Origin of the sequence: Streptomyces sp. P17 (assembly GCF_032436805.1) — a bacterium.
Taxonomy (GTDB): Bacteria; Actinomycetota; Actinomycetes; order Streptomycetales; family Streptomycetaceae; genus Streptomyces.
Genome location: NZ_JAVRBF010000155.1, coordinates 1 through 2,559, shown reverse-complemented (window position 1 = coordinate 2,559; position 2,559 = coordinate 1). Strand labels below are relative to the sequence as shown.

Sequence of the window (2,559 nt, the reverse complement as noted above, 5' to 3'; positions counted from 1 at the left end):
GCTCCTGCTCAACGACGGTGTCGGTCATCTCTGGCGTCTCCTTGATCATCAGATCCGCCGTTGATTAGACACTCCCCCTCCGGCACCGCGACGCCGAAGAGGCGGGTTCCGCAGGGCCACCAGCGCCTGCTGACCCGCCGCGACCGGATCACGCTCGGCCTGATGGCCGGCCTTCCGACGATCCTGCACGTCGCTCTCGTCTGGATCACCGCCCTGGCCTCCATCGCCCTCGCCTTCACCACCTGGGACGGCATCGGCTTCGACTCCATCCAGTGGGTCGGGCTGCAGAACTTCCGTGAACTCTTCGAGCAGAACCCGCAGTTCTGGCCGGCCGTCCAGCACAACGTCATCTGGTTCGTCGTGCTGATCGCGATCCCGACGCCGCTGGGCCTGTTCCTGGCCGTGCAGTTGGACAAGAAGATCCGCTTCAGCCGGGTCTACCAGACGGCTTTCTTCCTGCCGGTCGTGCTGTCGATGGCCGTCATCGGCTTCGTCTGGCAGCTCATCTACAACCCCGACACCGGCCTGATCAACAGCCTCATCGGGGCCAACGAGCCCGGCAAGTACATCGACTGGATCGGCGACCCGGACCTCAACCTCTGGGCGATCCTCATCGCCGCGTCCTGGCGCCACACCGGCTACATGATGATCCTGTACCTGGCCGGCCTCAAGGGCGTCGACCCCGCGCTGCGGGAGGCCTCCGCCCTCGACGGGGCCAACGAGTGGCAGACGTTCAAGAACGTCGTCTTCCCGACGCTGCGGCCCACCAACACCGTCGTCCTGGTCGTCACCATCATCGAGGCCCTGCGCGCCTTCGACCTGGTCTTCGTCTTCAACAAGGGCGCCGAGGGCACCGAGCTGCTCTCGATCCTGGTCACCAACAACATCATCGGCGAGTCCAGCCGGATCGGGTACGGCTCCGCGATCGCGGTCGTCCTGCTGCTGATCTCGCTCGTCGTGATCATCCCCTACCTGGTGGCCACCTTCCGGAAGGAGCGGCGCGCATGAGTTTCCTGAGTCAACCTCTATGCCGCCAGCGGCATGTCCGTGGCCGTTTTGATCTTGCTGTTGGCTTGGTGGATGGCGGGGTCGTAGCAGACGCCGGTGCGCCAGCAGGCCCACATCACCCGCAGCCAGGCGCGGGCCAGGATGCGGATGGCATGCGGGTGTCTCTTCTTGCGCGCTCGGGCGTCGTTGTAGATCTTCGCGGCCCAGTCGCTGCCGTGGCGGCTGTTGTCGGCGAAGGTGGTCAGTGCGACGCGGGCTCTTCGGTTGGTCGCGAAGCGGAAGGAGACCGTGCGGGCCTTGCCCGAGGCGCGGGTCACGGGGACAACGCCGGCCTCGGCGATGAGCTGTTCGCAGGTCCGGGACCGTTCCAGGATCGGGCCGATCTCCCCGATGACCTGTCCGAGGCTGACCTTGCCGATGCGCGGCATGGTGGCGAACAGCGGCGCGTAGGGATGGGTTTCGGCTGCTTCGGCGATGGACTTGTCGAGGGCGCGGATCGTCGCGCGTATGCCCTGCACCAGCTGGACCTGGACGCGGACGAGCTGTCCGGCGACCTGCTCACTCAGGCGGGAGGCGGCCTTCGGGGCCGAGCGCAGACGTTCGATCAGGGTGCTGCCGGGCTTCTTGCCGGAGTACCCGTGGCGCTTGCACCAGGCTTCGAGGCGTCCGGCGGTGAGCTTGGCGGCGGAGGCCGGGGCGGGGTAGCGCTCCAGGAAGGCCATGGCGATGTCGCTGTCGAGTTCGTAGAAGACGGCCTTGCCGCCGGGCCAGTGCTCGTCCAGCAGTGCGGCGAGCTGGTTGACGGCGGCGACCTTGGCCTCGATGTGGTCGGCGCGCTGCCGGGTGAGGGCCTGGAGGTCGAGGGTGGCCTGCTCGGTGGGTTCCAGCCGGGGCAGGAGATGGCCGTCGGTGCGCAGGTAGTCGGCGAGTTTCATGCTGTCGCCGGCGTCGGTCTTGGCCTTGGAGGCGCCCCAGCGCGCCCGCATGGCGTTGAAGGCGTTGGGGTGGACCGGCACGATCGGATGGCCGGCGGCCAGCAGCCGGTCGACGGCCAGTCCGCGGGTGGTCTCGATGGCTACGGGCAGGTCTGCCGGGTCGCCGTGCTTGCGCAGCCGGGCCAAGGTCTTGGTGAACCCCTCCTCGGTGTGGGTGAGTTCCCACCGGTCGATGCGCTTTCCGGTGTCGTCCATGACGGTCACGTCGTGGGTTTCGGTCGCCCAGTCCCATCCGATGAACACGAAGGTCGTACTCCTGTGCCTGTGGCGGAGCACCTGCCCGGTGGTGAGGTCGTCTGCCGGGAGCTCATTAATCGGCCCTCTGCGGGGCGTGTCCCTGAAGCCGATCAGACGGCCTCGGCCCGGCGGGGCTGGCGGAACTCATGCAGGCCGTCGAACGGCTCGCACCCATGGCCATGCACCCACCGGGACCGAGAGGTCACAACCCTACTTGTGAGGGCTGCAGAAGGGATGGTCCTCTAAGAGCCCGTGAACAAACTGATCGTTGCGGGCGGGTGGGAATCCGTGAATTGACCTGAACAACCAGGACCTCTTG

Annotated in this window: 2 protein-coding genes; one reads left to right on the top strand and one right to left on the bottom strand. The window is 67.0% G+C overall.

What is annotated here, in order from left to right:
- Window positions 1–60 precede the first annotated feature (60 nt).
- Window positions 61–1,008: a sugar ABC transporter permease gene (locus tag RMT89_RS39945; protein ID WP_315888654.1), complete on the top strand. Its 948-nt coding sequence runs from the start codon at window positions 61–63 to the stop codon at window positions 1,006–1,008.
- Window positions 1,009–1,025: 17 nt separating this feature from the next.
- Here RMT89_RS39945 and RMT89_RS39940 read toward each other — a convergent pair whose 3' ends face one another.
- Window positions 1,026–2,246: an IS110 family transposase gene (locus RMT89_RS39940; protein WP_315888653.1), complete on the bottom strand. Its 1,221-nt coding sequence runs from the start codon at window positions 2,244–2,246 to the stop codon at window positions 1,026–1,028.
- Between the last annotated feature and the right edge of the window lie 313 nt (window positions 2,247–2,559).